Below are 15080 nucleotides of genomic sequence, written 5' to 3'. Positions count from 1 at the left end.
GGTGGGGATCTCGGTATCCGAGTGCGCGCCGCAGCCGTAGGCCACGTGGACGACCTGGCCGTCCGCGCCCATGACGTTGCCGCAGACACCGAACGCGGCGCGCAGCGCCCCGGCCAGTGGCAGGTAGAAGCCGCAGCTCCCGCAGGTGGCGGGCGCGGCCTTGGCCATCTCCGTGTCGGGACCGTGCTCGGCGTACCAGCGCTCGGCGGCCTCTTCGCGTCCCTCCCTGCTCAGCACCTTGGTGCGGCCGAGACCGATTTCATAGGCCACTTCGTCGACCACCGGATCGCCGGTCGCGACATAGCCCGGCACCAGGCGCGGATCGCCCGCTGGCGGGGCGAGCAGGTCGCCCGGCGCGAGGTCCCCGGGGCGAACTCGCTGCTCCCAGGGCACGAACTCGGGCGCGACCAAGGCTTCGGGCCCGGGCAGCAGCGCCGACTCGCTGACCGTCGCGTGGCTCGCGCCGGGCGGGGCGGCCACCACCACCGCCCACTGCCACCCGCGATAGCCGGGCAGCGTGGCCGCGAAACGGTGGGTCGCCGCGCTCTCGTCCTCGGCGATCACGCCGAGATGCGCACCCACACCCGATGGCTCCAACTCCAGGAGCGCACGGCGGGCCAAGTCGACGGCATCGGCAAGAATCGGCCGCACGCCGGACTCCGAAACAGAAACTGCGCTCACGGCCTACATTTTGCCGTATGAAGCGCAATCGGCGTGCGTTGGCCATGGGTGTGCTGGTCGGTCTGCTGGTCGCGGCTGGATGCGGCCCCGCGGACGAGTCGACACCCAGGATGAACATCGAGGTGCTCGGCACCCGGCCGCACGATCCGAAGGCGTTCACCCAAGGCCTGGAGATCGATGGCGACATCCTCTACGAGGGCACCGGCCTGGTGGGCTCGTCGAGCGTGCGCGCGTCCCGGCTGGCGACCGGGGCGGAACTGGCGAGGACCGAGTTGCCCGCCCCGTACTTCGGCGAGGGCATCACCCTCGACGGCACGACACTCTGGCAGCTCACCTGGCATGACGGCGTGGCCATCGCCCGGGACCCCGCCACGCTCGCCGAGCGCGGCCGGGCGAGCTACGGCGGCGAGGGCTGGGGCCTATGCGCCGGGGCCGGACGGCTGATCATGAGCGACGGCACCGACCGGCTCGCCTTCCGTGATCCGGAAACCTTCGCACCGATCGGCTCCATCGAACTGACCAGCCACAACGGCGCGCGCCTCAACGAACTCGAGTGCGCGGCGGACGGGTCGGTTTATGCCAACGACTGGCCCACCGACACGATTCTGCGCATCGATCCGGACTCCGGCGCGGTGCTCGGGACCGCCGACGCTGCCGGGCTACTTCCCGCGACCGAGCGGGCCCGAGCCGACGCCCTCAACGGCATCGCCCAATTGCCCGGCACCGACCGGTTCCTGATCACGGGCAAGAACTGGCCGACCATGTTCGAGGTCCGCTTCGCACCCGCCTGATCGCGTTCGCGCGTCCGCGACGATGGTCACTTTCCGCCGCCGCCTCGGAGCGCGCGTGAACGCCCAGCACGGAAGTACGCCAGAATTGGAGTCGTGACTACTCCCCGCGAACCTTCCGGTCCCGACCGTGATCGGTGGGAAGGCGAGGAGTCCCCGCTGTTCGATCGGCATCCCGGTTTCGACCGGTACCCGCCGCCCGACCCGCCGCGACGGCGCGGGCCGCTGCCGCCGCTGCGGCCCGGACGGGCCTCCGGGCGGCACGACCAGCCGAATCCGCGCCGTGAGGCGCCCCGCCCCGCGCAACCGCCGCGCACCAAACCCCTCCCGCTCGGGAGTGACCCCGAGCAACCGACGGCCTCCGAGCGCGCGCCCCGCCGCGTCTTCCCGCGTCGGCCCGAGCGGCATCAGCACACCGAACCACCGGGCCCGGCCGAACCCGACTACCCCCCGACCGCAGGCCAGGATCCGGTCGAGCCCCCCGAAAGCCCGGCTCCCTCCGAGACGCGACGAATGCCGCGCAAACTCACGGTCACCCGGGTGGCCGCCATGCGCGGCAGGGAACTCACCGAGAAGGGCATCGCGACCTTCCAGCGCGCGGCCAAGGCCGACGGCGCGGACAAGTCGGGTCTGACGGCGCTCACCTACGCGACCATGGCGAACTTCGCCCTGGACGCCGCCATCGCCGTGGCGCTGGCCAACACCTTGTTCTTCGCCAGCGCCACCGCGGAGAGCAAGACGAAGGTCGCGCTGTACCTGCTGATCACCATCGCGCCGTTCGCGGTGATCGCCCCGCTGATCGGCCCGATGCTCGATCGGCTGCAACGCGGTCGCCGCCTGGCGCTGGCAAGTTCGTTCGCGGTGCGCACGGTGGTCGCGGTGGTGCTGATCTTCCAGTTCGACAGCTGGGCGCTGTATCCGCTCGCGCTGTGCATGATGATCGGCAGCAAATCGTTCTCCGTGCTCAAGAGCGCGGTGACGCCCCGGGTCCTGCCGCCGGACATCGATCTGGTCCGCACCAACTCCCGTCTCACGGTGTTCGGGCTGGTCGGCGGCACCTTGGGCGCCGGAGCGCTGGCGGGGCTGACCGCGGCGATCGCGGGCTCGAACGGCGCCCTGGTCTTCGCCGCGCTGATCGCGTGCGCGGGAACGTATCTGAGCCTGCGCATCCCGTCCTGGGTCGAGGTCACCGAGGGCGAGGTGCCCGCGACGTTGAGCTATCACGGCGCCGACGCGCACACCGAGGTGCTCTCCTCCGGCAACGAGTCGCCGGTTCCGCCACGCAAACGCAGGCAGCCGCTCGGCCGCTCCGTGGTGACCGGGCTCTGGGGCAACGGCGCCATCCGCGTGCTGACCGGGTTCCTCACCTTCTACGTCGCGTTCGTCGCCAAGGCGACTGAGCACCGGCCGGTGCAGCAGGCCCTCATGCTCGGGACGGTCGGCGCGGCCGCGGCCATCGGCAATTTCACGGGCAATGCCACGGGCGCCCGGCTCAAACTCGGCAGACCCGCGCTGATCGTGCTCGGCTGCACGGCGGCGTGCGCGCTGGTGGCGCTGTTCGCGACGTTCACGAACAATCTGCTCGGCGCGACGGCCGCCGCCCTGGTGGCGTCCGCGACGAGCGCGCTGGCCAAGGTGTCGCTGGACGCCTCCATCCAGGACGATCTGCCGCCGGAGTCGATCGCCTCGGGTTTCGGGCGGTCGGAGACCGTGCTACAGCTGAGCTGGGTCATCGGCGGCGCGGCCGGGGTGCTGCTGCCGACGGAGTACTGGAAGGGCTTCGCGGTGGTCACCGCGATACTCGTGCTGGGCTTGGTGCAGACTTTCCTCAGCTTCCGCGGCCACTCGCTGCTGCCCGGCCTCGGCGGCAACCGTCCCCAGCACGTGGAGCAAGAGGTGCCGTCCCGGCCGCACGGATACCCGGCGAGCGCACCTCGCGCGCAGGGTCCCGCTCCGCGCGGCGGCGACACGACACGCTTTCAACGAGGGCAAGGAGACCCGATCTGGTGAGCAAGCTCAACGCACGCACGATCGCCGCGCTGGCCGCGGCCGCCCTGCTCGTGCTCACCGTCGCCTTCGCGGGCGTCCTGGCGGTGCTGGTCCGCAACGCCGACGAACCCGACGTCACCCTCACCGCCTACGCGCACGGCAAGACGGTCACCGTGCGGCCGTTCAGCTACTGCGCGGTGACCATGCGGGACTGCCGCATCCTGCCCGAGGACAACGTGCCCGGCACGGTGTTCACGACGCTGAACTGCGCCCCCGATACGCCGGACTGCCACCGCGGCCGCACCGCCGAGCTGGAAGTGCCCGCCGGTTACCCGTTGCAGTTGTCGCTCCCGAAGAAGGTCGCCGACGCGCCCTGGCTCGCCCAGCTGGTCTATCTCCTGCCCAACGGTGAGAAGGTGGACCAGGTGATCAGCCGCAACGACTACCCCGATCGCGCACTGGCCCTGACCATCGATTCCAAGCCGGAACCCGATCTGCGGCTCATCGGCGTCGAATTCCAGCTGCCGATCCTCGCCCGCGACGAAACCGGCCGGGAGTTCTACGTGCCACACGCCACCTGGTCGATCAGCACGGCGTAGCGGCGCTGCCAAGCGCCGATTTCGACGATCGGCCACCGCCATTGCGACACCGACGGCCGGTTCACCCGTGGCGTAGCGCGTGCCCCCTTCAGGTGGGTGGCCGCAATACCCTCATGTCGGACGCTTCCCCGTGAGCGCGGTGCGCACCAAGCGCGCGACGGCATCGATGCACTCGGAGGAACCGCTGCCGCCGACTCGCACCACGGTGATGATGACCGCGGTGAAGATGGCCTCCAGCGCGATCGCGGTGTCGCGCGGGTCGAGATCCGCGGCGATGTCCCCGGACTGCTCACCGGCGCGCAGCGCTGCCTCCAGCACTTGCCGGATGCGATGCGGCACAACGCCGTCGACCAGCCGGACGAGCAACCCGGGTTCGTGGCCCGCGAGGACTCGATACACCAGCGGAGAGGAGTCCAGCCTCGTCACGAACCGGCTGACGACCTGCTGCCAGGTCAAGTGGCAGGCGTCGAATACTGCCTGCGGGGCGCGATCACACCCCGCTACAGCTTCGCCCGGTACTCGACCCCGCAGGGGATCGCCGGACCACGCGGCGAATTCGACAACGAACTCCACGACCGTCAGGAAGACCCGCTCGAGGTGCGCAACCTCGCCCACAACGGCGGCGCGGCCGAATTGGTCGAGCAGAGGGACGATCTCGTCGACACCGTCGTCGCCCGGGAACTGCGCGGTAGGTGATCCGCCGCTGCGCGTCCGCGTCCGGTCGGCTCGCGTCGAGCCGGACAAAGCGCGTCGCGCGGCGGCGCGGACTACCGGTCCAGTTCGCGCGCCACCGCGCGGACGACCTCCGAGATGCGTTGCGCCGTCTTACGATCCGGGTACTTGCCCTTGCGCAGGTCCGGCTGCACCTTCGCCTCGAGCAAGGTGATCATGTCCTCGACCATGCCGTGCAACTCGTCCGGCGTGTGATTGCGCGCGGCAGGCTCCTTGCGCGCGTTGCGTTCCTGGCCCTGCCGGACCGACGGCGGCGCCTCGAGCAGCTTGAGGCTCAGCGCCTGGGGGCCGCGGCGGCCCGCGGCCATGCCGAACTCGACGCGCTGGCCGGGCTTGAGGCCCTCGACACCCTGGGGCAGCGCGGACGAGCGGACGTAGACGTCCTCACCCTCGTCCTGGGAAAGGAAGCCGAAGCCCTTTTCGACGTCGTACCACTTCACCCTGCCGGTCGGCACTGCGCTCACCCGTTCGTCATCGAAACTCGGACCCCTACGGCCCGAGCACATTTGTCTACCGGGCCGATCCCGCGACCGGCCCTCCTGTGCGAAAAGAACGCGCCCAGCACGATTGCAGGACGCGATTGCCATCGAGTCTACCCCGGTGCGAATAACGCAAGCACATCAGTTTTACCGTCGAGCCGTGACGAACCCATCCACTCCGACCCCGCCCGGTGGCGCCCCTCGGCGGCGCGGCGACTGGTTGCTGCAATTCGCGCTCGCCCTGTTCGCGCTGGGATTGCTGGCGATCGTCGTCATCTTCGCGATCCCGTTGCTGACCGACGGCGAGCCCGGGCTGTGGCTCTACTTCGGGGCGATGCTCGCGCCGCTGGGGTTCGTGCTCGCGCTCGTATTCGCGCTGCGCTCGGGGCGCAGGTCCCGGTAGAACCGGAGAACATGCCTCCGATCCGGCGTAAACCGGTTACCCGATGCGATCGTTACCCATTCCGACATGTGATCCTCGTCACATTACGAGTAGGTCACGGGCCGGTGGCGACGCGCGCCGCCTGCGGCCGCGCCCGCTCCTAGCTGCGCGAAGGCGCCGTACCCATCCGATACCGCGTCGAGACCCGTTGGTACACGCCGGTTACCAAATAGTGATTTTTCCCGCGGTTCGTCGTACGGTCTTATCCAGCCGGGACACCCCGGCGACCACCGGCCCGCCGCACCGAGCCTCGCCCCGCGGGTACCGGAACCCCCGACGGAAACGTAGGGGCGAGGGCGGAACGGACGACCTCTCAGTCCGAACCAGAACCGAAGACGTCGCAGGTGCGTCGAGAGGAAGACGAACCCGATATGAGTGGACGCCATCGCAAGCCAAGCTCGACCGGCCGCACGGTAGCCAAGGTTGCCGTCACCGGCGCCATCATCGGCACCGCCGGTGTGGCTCTCGCAGGCAACGCCAGCGCGGCACCCGACTCCGACTGGGATCGACTCGCTCAGTGCGAGGCCGGCGGCAACTGGGGCATCAACACGGGCAACGGTTTCCAGGGCGGGCTGCAGTTCTCGCCCAGCACCTGGCGCGCCCACGGCGGCCAGGAGTACGCCGCCTCGGCCAACCAGGCCAGCCGCGAGCAGCAGATCGCGGTCGCCGAGAAGGTGCTCGCCTCGCAGGGCTGGGGCGCTTGGCCCTCCTGCTCGTCCAAGCTGGGCCTGAGCAGCGCACCCTCCCAGCGCTCCGCGCCCGCCCTCGCCGAGACCCCGCGCTGGAACCCCGCGCCGCAGGCCGCACCGGCCGCGCCGGCGGACAGCTCGCAGCAGATCTTCTCGGCCGTCGACCGGGCCCTCGAGGTGGTGCAGAGCCAGGGCGTCCAGGTGCCCAAGGAAGCTCTCGACTTCTTCAACGCAGCCAAGTCCAGCGGAGCCACCCTCGACCCCGCGATCGTGAACTTCTACGAGGCGAACAAGGGCCTGCTGCCCTCCTGATCGCCACACATCGTCAAGAAGGGCCCCGCATCATCAAGGATGCGGGGCCCTTCTTCGTAGCCGAGAACGTTCCGGTCGCGCGCTCAGCGGTTGATCACCGTGTTCGGGTGCATGTAGGGCAACTGCTCAGCGGGGACCGGGAACTCGGTGTCCTCACCGTAGGGCGAGAGGCCACCGGAGCGGGCCGAAGAGAGCTCGGTGACCGCGGGGTCACCGTCGGCGACCTTCGGCCAGCCGTTGTCGACATAGGATTTCTTCGATTTGTTCACCACGGACCCATTTTGGCACGACCGCTCCGCGCGGATGCGCCGCGGCCCACACCGCCTGACCCCGGCGGGCGATCGCCCAGCATCGTAGGCTGGATCGGATGACCGCGACCGACTCCCTTGCCGGATGGCTCGGTGCCCGCAGTGATGCCCAGCTCGTGACGCTGTTGCAGCTTCGGCCCGACCTGGCCGTGCCGCTGCCTTCCTCCATGGCCGTGCTCGCCGCCCGCACCGAACAGCGCGCGTCGGTGCTGCGCGCCACGGAGGACTTGAACACCCTCGAATTCGCCCTCGTGGAAACCCTTGCCGTACACGGCACCACGCATCCCGGCAGCGGTCCGCTCCAGCGCGCCCAACTGCATGTGCAATTGAGCGAACGGGTATCGGCCGCCGCGATCGACGAAGCGCTGGCGCGGCTGACCGCTCGCGCGCTGGTCTGGCTCGACGCCGAGCAGGGGCTTCATCTGATCCCGGCCGCCGCCGAGGCGTTGCCGTGGCCGATCGGCACCGCGACCGAGATCCCCGACGCCCTCACCGAACCCGAGGTGGTGGCGGCGCTTGCCGAACTCGCACCCGCCGAGCGGGCGCTGCTGGACAAACTGGCCGCGACGGGGCCGCGCGGCCGCACCAGGGACGCCGCACCGGGCACTCCGGCCGACCGGCCGATCCAGCGGCTGCTGGCGCGCAGGCTGCTGCACTGGATCGATGACGAGACCGTCGAACTTCCGGTCACCGTCGGCCAGGTGCTGCGCCGGGAACCGGTCACCCACCCGCACGCGCTGACATCGCCGCGCCCGCAGACCACCAAACACACGCCCGCCGAAGTGAACGCGGTCGCGGCGGGCGAGGTCGGCGAGTTGCTCCGGCACTGCGCCGCCGTGCTCGACGTGCTCGGCCGAGTTCCCGCTCCCGCCTTGCGCGCGGGCGGCCTGGGCGTGCGGGAGCTGCGGCGCATCGCCAAGCAGGCCGGTGTCGACGAGCAGAGGGCGGGTTTGCTGGTCGAACTGCTGGCGGCCGCGAAACTGATCGAGAAGGGTTTGCCGGACCCTCCACCCGACTTCGATACGACCGACGACTTCTGGGCGCCGACGCCGCTGGTGGACGCCTGGCTGGAATCGCCGCCCGCGCGGCGCTGGGCCGCGCTGGGACTGACCTGGCTGGATCTGGACCGGATGCCGTGGATGATCGGCATGCGCGACGCCAACGACAAGCCGCTCGCGGCGCTGTCGCTCGAGCTGCGCACCCCGAACGCACCGCGCGACCGGCGCGCGATCCTCGCCCTGCTCGCGGAATACCCGTCCGGCACGGCACTGACCCCCGCGGACATCGGCCGGATGCTGGCCTGGCAACAGCCACGCAGGCGCAGGAACTTCCGGCCGGAGGTGGTCGAGCAGACCCTGGCCGAGGCGGCGGCGCTGGGCTTCGTCGGGCGCGGCGCGCTCGGCTCGGCGGCGCGGGCGCTGCTGCACGCGGCGCCGACCAGCGTGGCCGACGCCGAGGCGGAGATGGAGGCGGCGCTGCCGGAGCCGGTGGATCACGTGCTGGTGCAGGCGGATCTGACGGTGATCGCGCCCGGGCCGCTGACCACCGATTTACACCACCGCGTCGCCCTGGTCGCCGATGTCGAATCCGCGGGCGCGGCGACGGTGTACCGGATCGGCGAGTCCTCGGTGCGGCGCGCCCTGGACGCCGGGCTGACGGCGGCCGAACTGCACGCCTTGTTCGCCAAGCATTCCCGCACACCGATCCCGCAGGCACTGACCTATCTGATCGATGACGTGGCCCGGCGGCACGGCCAGTTGCGCGCCGGCATGGCGCAGTCGTTCATCCGCAGCGACGACCCGGCGCTGCTGGCCCAGGTGCTGTCCGCGCCGGTGGCGCGCACGCTGGCACTGCGATCCATCGCGCCGACCGTCGCCATCGCCCAGGCCCCGCTGGGCGAACTGCTCGAGCAGCTGCGCGCGGCGGGTTTCGCGCCCGCGGGTGAGGACTCGGCGGGTGCGATCGTGGATCTGCGCCCGCGGGGCGCCCGGATCTCGGTGCGGCCCGCCGCGCGGCAGCCGTATCGGCCGACTCCGCCCAGCACCGAACAGCTGGAATCGCTCGTCACCGAGCTGCGCGCGGGCGAACGCGCCGCCAGCGCCCGCTCGAGTCACGCGGTGCGCCCGGACGGCACGCGGACCAACACCGCCGCCACCCTCGCCCTGCTCCAGCTCGCGGCGCGGGTGCGGCGGTCGGTGAACATCGGCTACGTCGACGCCCAGGGGGTCGCCACGCAGCGGGTGGTGGAACCGTTGAAGGTGGGCAACGGGCAGCTGGACGCGCTGGACCCGGTCACCGGCGCGGTCCGGCACTTCACACTGCACCGGATCGCGTCGGTCGCCCTGCTCGAATGATCGGTGCTAGGGCTTGCTCGTGCAGAAGGTGACCTTGGGGTCCGTTTCGATGAGCCGGAAGCTGTCGGCGTCCTGGCCGCAGAGCAGTTCGTCGGCCTTGCCGTCGATCCGCTTCAGCACCTTGAAGGTGGCGTCCGAAGACGCGCAGTCGACGTGCTTGTAGCCGGTCGTACTGCTCTCGTTGTAGCAGCTGCCTTCCTTGAAGTTCGGCGCCAGGCACAGGAACGCGGTGGTGCCGCCGCCCAGGGTCTCCTCGTAGGAGGTGTAGTCGGCGGCGCAGTCGGTCTTCTTGTCGTAGGACTGCGCCACCTTGTAGACGGCCTTGTCCGACGAGCAGTCGACCGGCTCGGTCTTGGAATCGACCGCGGAGCCTTCGATGACGTTGATGCAGTCACCGACCCCGGCCTTGGCGGTGTCCGACTTGCTCGCGTCGCCGATCAACGAACAGCCGGTCACCGTGACCACCACGGCGGCCACCGCGAGGAGGGCGAGCACGACCCGTGCCAGCAGCCTCGCTCCTGGAAACTTCACCTGAAAACCTCTCTCACCGAACACGTTCACGGGCTCGTGAACGCGGTGAGAATACCCGTACGACCAGGACGGCCGCATCAGCTCACCGCGGGACCGCGAGCAGCGCGCTAGATGCTGTGCGTGCCGTAGAGCCCCATGAGCGCGTATCCGAGGATGCTGGGAAGCAGACGGCCGAGCAGCAGGAACGCAGAGTAATTCACTAGCAACGCCTTTCGCGTATTCGATGCAACTGGACCCTTGTCCGGTATGCGGAGTGTGTCGTCGCCCGAGACCGGGTCGTTACGCTTGGGCAGTATGACGGTCGAGGACGTCGCGCGCGACCTGTACGGGCTGCCGCCCGCGCAGTTCGTCGCCGCGCGCACCGACCGGGCGGCCGCGGCGAAGCAGGCGGGCGACAAGCGGCTCGCGGCCGCCATCGGCAAGCTGCGCAAACCCACCCTGACCGCGTGGACGGCGAACCTGCTGTCCCGGGCGGCGCCGGACGACGTAGCCGCCTTGCTGCGCCTCGGCGCCGCCCTGGCCGCCGCTCAGCGCAACCTCTCGGCCGACGAGTTGCGTGACCTGACCGCGCGGCGACAGCAACTGGTCAACGCCCTCGCCGACAAGGCGGGCGCGCTCGCCGCCGGACAAGGGCATCCGGTCGGCGAGGGCGTCGTCCGGGAGGTCGGCCAGACGTTGACCGCGGCGCTCGCCGAGCCCGAGGTGGCCGAGCGGCTGCGCGCGGGAACGCTCGTCACGGCCGCGAGCTACGAAGGCTTCGGGCCGAGCGGACCCGATCCGGCCCCGGTCCCGGAACCGGCCGCCCGACCGGGGCGAGCGGCAGCGCGGCGGAAACAGGACGGCAGCGCACGCCGTGAACTGGCGGAAGCCCAGGACGCGCTCGAAACCGCCCGCGCCACGGAGGAATCGGCCCGCTCCGCCCTCGCGGACGCCGCCGGTGAACTGTCCTCGGTCGAAGAACGCATCGCCGCGTTGCGCGACGAACTCGAGCACGCCGAACAGCAGCGGCAGTTCCGCAAGTCGGCGGAGCGGTCGGCCAAGGACGAACTCCACGCCGCACGACGGCAGTTGGAGCGGGCCGAACGCAGGGTCGCGAAGGCCCGGCAGCGCGCGGAGGACTGACGGATCAGCTGAGCAGGGCGCCCGGGAACAAGTATTCCTGCGGCGGCGGCACGGTGGTGTTCAGCCACGCGTGGAAGAAACCGGTCAGATCCATGGGCGCTCGGGACTGCATGAAGGCGCGGAACTCCGGTATCGAGGCGTTGCCGTAGGCGTGCGCGGCGAGGAAGTCCCGGACGGCGGTGAAGAACACCTCGTCGCCGATCTGCCTGCGCAGCGCGTGCAGGAACAGCGGGCCGCGGTAGTAGACGGAGGTGAACTCCCGTCCGGCGCCGGGGTTCTCCAGCGGGATGTTCCAGAACCTCTCGTTGTCGTGATATCTCCGGATGGTCTCGCGGTAGTCGTCGTCGACGTTCTTGCCCTCCACCCGCTCCGGCCACAAGTAGTCGGCGGTATAGCTGGCGAAGCACTCGTTCAGGCAGATGTCCGACCACTGACGCACCGACACCCAGTCGCCCCACCACTGGTGTGCGATCTCGTGCACGACGGTCTGCAGATCGGTCCTCGGCGCGTAGAGCGGGCGGGTCTGGGTCTCCAGCGAGAAGGTGATGTCGGCGTCGAAGTAGATGCCGCCCGCCGCTTCGAACGGGTAAGGCCCGTAGAGCTTTTCGGAGAAGTCGAGGATCTCCGGCAGGCGCAGCTCGAGTTCACGATGGCGATCCTGCGTATTCGGCGCGAACGCGCTGACCAGCGGAGTGCCGTTGGCCCTGCGCTGCTCGAGGTAGTCGAACTTGTCGATCGCGACGGTGGTCAGGTAGCCGAGCACCGGCTGGGCGTTGACCCAGCGCACCGTCCGCTTGTCGCCGCGCACCGTGTTCTCGGTCCGCACGCCGTTGGAGACCACCTCCCACTCCGCGGGAACGGTGGCGGTCAGGGTGAAGGTGGCCTTGTCCAACGGGGTGTCGTTGAGCGGATACCAGCTGGTCGCCGAATGCGGCTCCCCGGCGACGAACGCGCCGCCGCTGCGCGCGAAGGTCCACCCTTCGCCCTCGGTGTTCGCCGCGGGGCCCGCGTAGTCGACGGTGACGGTGAACGGCAGGCCGGGCAGCAGCGGGAGCAGCGGCGTCACGGTCAACTCGTGCTCGCCGTTGCGCTCGAAACCGGCGGGCTGCCCGTTCACCGACACCATGCGCACTTCGGGCCCCGCGAAATCGAGGTTGAACACGCGCAGGGCCTGGGTGGCGAGCGCGGTGACGGTGGCGGTGCCGGTCAGTGCACGGCTCGGCGGGTCGTAATCGATGCCGACGTCGTAGTGGTGGACGTCGTAGCCGCCGTTGCCGTCGAGCGGATAGTACGGATCGCCCAGGCCCGGCGCGCCGACCAGCGGGTCCGGGGGCGGGTCCGCGTGCGCGGGCACCCCAGGCGCCGCGACGAATACGCACGCGAGCGCGGCGCACATCCGGCCGGACAACTTCATACGAACGACCAACCCCTCTCCACCCCGCCTCTTGCCGGTGCCGGCGCACCGACTTCGCTGGATGGTAACGGCTTCAGTCGCCACTTCCGGTCAGCGCCACCGACGCGCCGACACCGAAGATCATCACCCCGCCCGCGCCGCCGACCGCCTCCAGCCTGCGCGGCGACTTGGCGAACCAGGCCCTCGCCGAGGCGGCCAGCAGCGCCCAGGCACTGTCGGACACCAGTGCGATGGCCAGGAAGACGGTGCCGAGCAGCAGGAACTGCCACGACAGCGAGCCCGCCGCCGGATCCGCGAAGTGCGGCAGCACCGCGGAGAAGAAGACGATCGCCTTGGGGTTCGTGAGCCCGACGATCGCGCTCTGGCGCAGCACGCGCGCATGGGGCGCCGGTTCGATCGGGGCACCCAGCGCCGCGCGCAACGCCGAGCGCTGCCGAATCGCCTGGATTCCCAAATACATCAGATACAACGCGCCCGCGAACTTGACCACGGTGAGCGCCAACGCCGACGCCGAGAGCAAGGTCCCCAGTCCGATGGCGACCAAGACCAAGGCGACGTAGACGCCCGCGGCGTGCCCGAGCACGGAGAGCAACGCCGCGCGCCGCCCGAGCGTGAGCGCGCGACCGATGGTGAACAGGACCCCGGGCCCCGGCACGACGATGATGAAGAAAGCGGCGGCGACGAATGCCAGCAGATCGGACGCTGGGACCATGTTTCGAGTGTAGGCGCCCGAGCACCGGCGGAAGCGTACGTTTCGCAGCCGGATCAGGAGCCGAGTTCGCCCGGTAGCTGGTGCGGGTCGAGCAGCAGGCGTTTCGCCGCGGAGCGCCGCACCTTCTCGGCGAGCGCGAGATTGTCGGTGAGCAGCCGCCACTCGGCCTCGCTGATCGCGGCGCGGGCGCGGGCGATGACGGTGTCGTCGGTGGTGCCCCAGGCGATCGGCATGGCGCTCACCGACTGCCAGCGCTCGCCCACCTGCCGCGGCGCCCGGTCGGTGCGCACCGCGACCGATGGCACGCGCTCCCCCGCCTTGGCCTCGTGGCCCGGGAGGGCCCGGACCTTGCGGGTCACCAAGGCGAAACGCGGGTCGCTGGCGTCCGGAGTTGACACGTCGACCAAGGCGAGCAGCACCACGCCGGAGGGCCGGGCCTCGGAGATCACCGCGGGGATCAACTCGCCGTCCGCGTAAAGCTTGTCGATGCTGGAATGCCACGGCGTCCACAGGGCGACCCACAGCGCCGTCACCGCGCCGAGCGCGAAGGCGACCGCGAGCAGATACGCCCAGGGATGGTTCAGCCAGATCAGGAACGCCGTACCGGCCGCCGCGACCACCGCCGCGGCGATCGCCAGGATACGCAGGCGGCGGAAGTCGGCGAAGACTTCGTTCACCGCGTGAGCGTGGCTGCGGTCCACCGCGAATTCGAAGCGTCGCACGCACTCATTCCTAGCACAGTTTACGGAGGAATCGCCTCCGCTTATCCGATGGCGGGGCCGAGCAAGTCGTCGGCATCCGTGATGCGGTAGGCATACCCCTGTTCGGCGAGAAAACGCTGCCGATGTGCGGCGTATTCGGCGTCGAGAGTGTCGCGCGCCACGACCGAATAGAAATGCGCCTGGCCTCCGTCGTGTTTCGGGCGCAGCAGCCGACCGAGACGCTGCGCCTCCTCCTGTCGCGAACCGAAGGTACCCGAAACCTGCACGGCCACGGATGCTTCCGGCAGATCGATGGAGAAGTTCGCCACCTTGCTCACCACGAGCACCGGGATCTCGCCGCGCCGGAACGCGTCGAAGAGCTCCTCGCGCTCCTTGGTCTTCGTCGAACCCTGGATCACCGGGGCGTCGAGCGCGACGCCGAGTTCGTCCAACTGGTCCAGATAGGCGCCGATCACCAGGCTCGGCGCGTCCTGATGCTGGGCCAGGATGGATTCGACCACAGCGATCTTGGTGTGCGCGGTGGAGCACAGCTTGTAACGCTCCTCCGGCTCGGCGGTCGCGTAGGACATCCGCTCGGCGTCGGTGAGCGTGACCCTGACCTCGATGCAGTCGGCGGGCGCGATCCACCCTTGGGCCTCGATGTCCTTCCACGGCGCGTCGTAACGCTTCGGGCCGATCAGCGAGAACACGTCACCCTCCCGGCCGTCCTCGCGCACCAGCGTCGCGGTCAGGCCGAGCCTGCGGCGGGACTGGAGATCGGCGGTCATCCGGAAGACCGGCGCGGGCAGCAGGTGCACCTCGTCGTAGATGACCAGGCCCCAGTCGCGGCTGTCGAACAGTTCCAGGTGCTTGTACTCGCCTTTGGTGCGGCGGGTGATCACCTGGTAGGTGGCGATGGTGACCGGGCGGATCTCCTTGCGCTCACCGGAGTACTCGCCGATCTCCTCCTCGGTGAGCGAAGTGCGCGCGAGCAGCTCACGCCGCCACTGCCTGCCCGCCACCGTGTTGGTGACCAGGATCAGCGTGGTCGCCTTCGCCTTGGCCATGGCCGCGGCGCCGACCATCGTCTTGCCCGCGCCACAGGGCAGCACCACCACCCCGGAGCCGCCCGCCCAGAACGAGTCGGCGGCCATCTGCTGGTAGTCGCGCAGATGCCAGCCGTCGGTGGCGTAGTCGAGTTCGATCTCGTGCGCCTCGCCGTCGACG

At 70.1% G+C, this 15080-nt stretch carries 17 protein-coding genes; 8 read left to right on the top strand and 9 right to left on the bottom strand.

Annotated features, from left to right (window positions below):
- Positions 1–681 (bottom strand): DUF3027 domain-containing protein (locus tag ON29_RS04150; protein WP_040864808.1); only part of this gene is annotated, 681 nt, incomplete at its 3' end.
- 17 nt (positions 682–698) lie between these two features.
- Here ON29_RS04150 and ON29_RS04145 point away from each other — a divergent pair.
- From ON29_RS04145 to ON29_RS04135, 3 genes are all read left to right on the top strand, one after another.
- The gene (locus tag ON29_RS04145) at positions 699–1472 is read left to right on the top strand and encodes a glutaminyl-peptide cyclotransferase (protein WP_051174848.1); all 774 of its coding nucleotides are present in this window, start codon (positions 699–701) and stop codon (positions 1470–1472) included.
- Between the two features lie 93 nt (positions 1473–1565).
- The gene (locus ON29_RS04140) at positions 1566–3479 is read left to right on the top strand and encodes an MFS transporter (protein WP_083863225.1); all 1914 of its coding nucleotides are present in this window, start codon (positions 1566–1568) and stop codon (positions 3477–3479) included.
- Positions 3476–4057, top strand: a complete 582-nt coding sequence (locus tag ON29_RS04135) for a DUF2771 domain-containing protein (RefSeq protein WP_040864804.1) — start codon at positions 3476–3478, stop codon at positions 4055–4057. Before ON29_RS04140 ends, ON29_RS04135 begins: the two co-directional genes overlap by 4 nt.
- A gap of 111 nt (positions 4058–4168) precedes the next feature.
- Here the strand turns inward: ON29_RS04135 and ON29_RS04130 are convergent, their stop codons facing one another.
- The gene (locus tag ON29_RS04130; RefSeq protein WP_040864803.1) at positions 4169–4513 is read right to left on the bottom strand and encodes a hypothetical protein; all 345 of its coding nucleotides are present in this window, start codon (positions 4511–4513) and stop codon (positions 4169–4171) included.
- Here ON29_RS04130 and ON29_RS04125 point away from each other — a divergent pair, their 5' ends adjacent.
- On the top strand, positions 4514–4753 hold the full coding sequence (locus ON29_RS04125; protein ID WP_040864802.1) for a hypothetical protein: 240 nt from the start codon (positions 4514–4516) through the stop codon (positions 4751–4753). It begins immediately after the preceding gene.
- 71 nt (positions 4754–4824) lie between these two features.
- Here the strand turns inward: ON29_RS04125 and ON29_RS04120 are convergent, their stop codons facing one another.
- Positions 4825–5244: a cold-shock protein gene (locus ON29_RS04120; RefSeq protein ID WP_040864801.1), complete on the bottom strand. Its 420-nt coding sequence runs from the start codon at positions 5242–5244 to the stop codon at positions 4825–4827.
- Positions 5245–5428: 184 nt separating this feature from the next.
- Here ON29_RS04120 and ON29_RS04115 point away from each other — a divergent pair, with 184 nt between their 5' ends.
- Together ON29_RS04115 and ON29_RS04110 are read left to right on the top strand one after the other, a co-directional pair.
- The gene (locus ON29_RS04115) at positions 5429–5671 is read left to right on the top strand and encodes a hypothetical protein (protein WP_051174847.1); all 243 of its coding nucleotides are present in this window, start codon (positions 5429–5431) and stop codon (positions 5669–5671) included.
- A 410-nt stretch (positions 5672–6081) separates the two neighbouring features.
- Positions 6082–6711: a resuscitation-promoting factor Rpf1 domain-containing protein gene (locus tag ON29_RS04110; RefSeq protein WP_040864799.1), complete on the top strand. Its 630-nt coding sequence runs from the start codon at positions 6082–6084 to the stop codon at positions 6709–6711.
- 83 nt (positions 6712–6794) lie between these two features.
- Here ON29_RS04110 and ON29_RS04105 read toward each other — a convergent pair whose 3' ends face one another.
- Positions 6795–6983 carry a hypothetical protein gene (locus ON29_RS04105; protein ID WP_040864798.1) on the bottom strand — a complete coding sequence of 63 codons (189 nt, stop codon included), beginning with the start codon at positions 6981–6983 and terminating at the stop codon, positions 6795–6797.
- Between the two features lie 95 nt (positions 6984–7078).
- Here ON29_RS04105 and ON29_RS04100 point away from each other — a divergent pair, with 95 nt between their 5' ends.
- Positions 7079–9373 (top strand): helicase-associated domain-containing protein, encoded by a 2295-nt coding sequence (locus tag ON29_RS04100; RefSeq protein WP_040864797.1) that lies wholly within the window; start codon positions 7079–7081, stop codon positions 9371–9373.
- Positions 9374–9379: 6 nt separating this feature from the next.
- Here ON29_RS04100 and ON29_RS04095 read toward each other — a convergent pair whose 3' ends face one another.
- Positions 9380–9904: an LppU/SCO3897 family protein gene (locus tag ON29_RS04095; RefSeq protein WP_040864796.1), complete on the bottom strand. Its 525-nt coding sequence runs from the start codon at positions 9902–9904 to the stop codon at positions 9380–9382.
- Between the two features lie 294 nt (positions 9905–10198).
- Between ON29_RS04095 and ON29_RS04090 the strand changes: the two genes are divergently transcribed.
- Positions 10199–11026: a hypothetical protein gene (locus ON29_RS04090; RefSeq protein ID WP_040864795.1), complete on the top strand. Its 828-nt coding sequence runs from the start codon at positions 10199–10201 to the stop codon at positions 11024–11026.
- A 4-nt stretch (positions 11027–11030) separates the two neighbouring features.
- Here ON29_RS04090 and ON29_RS04085 read toward each other — a convergent pair whose 3' ends face one another.
- The 4 genes from ON29_RS04085 to ON29_RS04070 all read right to left on the bottom strand — a co-directional run.
- Entirely contained in the window at positions 11031–12440 is a 1410-nt protein-coding gene (locus ON29_RS04085) for a M1 family metallopeptidase (RefSeq protein ID WP_040864794.1), read from the bottom strand.
- 73 nt (positions 12441–12513) lie between these two features.
- Positions 12514–13152 (bottom strand): LysE family translocator, encoded by a 639-nt coding sequence (locus ON29_RS04080; RefSeq protein ID WP_040864793.1) that lies wholly within the window; start codon positions 13150–13152, stop codon positions 12514–12516.
- Positions 13153–13205: 53 nt separating this feature from the next.
- Complete coding sequence (locus ON29_RS04075) at positions 13206–13874, bottom strand: DUF3239 domain-containing protein (RefSeq protein WP_083863223.1); 669 nt, start codon at positions 13872–13874, stop codon at positions 13206–13208.
- A gap of 41 nt (positions 13875–13915) precedes the next feature.
- Positions 13916–15080: DNA repair helicase XPB (locus ON29_RS04070; RefSeq protein ID WP_040864792.1), on the bottom strand; the 1165-nt coding region annotated here is incomplete at its 5' end.

It is taken from the genome of Nocardia exalbida NBRC 100660, from assembly GCF_000308575.1.
GTDB classification, from domain to species: Bacteria; Actinomycetota; Actinomycetes; order Mycobacteriales; family Mycobacteriaceae; genus Nocardia; species Nocardia exalbida.
The sequence above is the reverse complement of the archived record's forward strand: the minus strand, read 5'-3'. Positions and strand labels throughout refer to the sequence as shown.

What these genes read in the sequence shown, in the direction of transcription:
- ON29_RS04145 (WP_051174848.1), top strand. Translation starts at nt 699, where the DNA reads ATGAAGCGCAATCGGCGTGCGTTGGCCATGGGTGTGCTGGTCGGTCTG.
- ON29_RS04110 (WP_040864799.1), top strand. Translation starts at nt 6,082, where the DNA reads ATGAGTGGACGCCATCGCAAGCCAAGCTCGACCGGCCGCACGGTAGCC.
- ON29_RS04100 (WP_040864797.1), top strand. Translation starts at nt 7,079, where the DNA reads ATGACCGCGACCGACTCCCTTGCCGGATGGCTCGGTGCCCGCAGTGAT.
- ON29_RS04090 (WP_040864795.1), top strand. Translation starts at nt 10,199, where the DNA reads ATGACGGTCGAGGACGTCGCGCGCGACCTGTACGGGCTGCCGCCCGCG.
- ON29_RS04085 (WP_040864794.1), bottom strand. Translation starts at nt 12,440, where the DNA reads ATGAAGTTGTCCGGCCGGATGTGCGCCGCGCTCGCGTGCGTATTCGTC.
- ON29_RS04080 (WP_040864793.1), bottom strand. Translation starts at nt 13,152, where the DNA reads ATGGTCCCAGCGTCCGATCTGCTGGCATTCGTCGCCGCCGCTTTCTTC.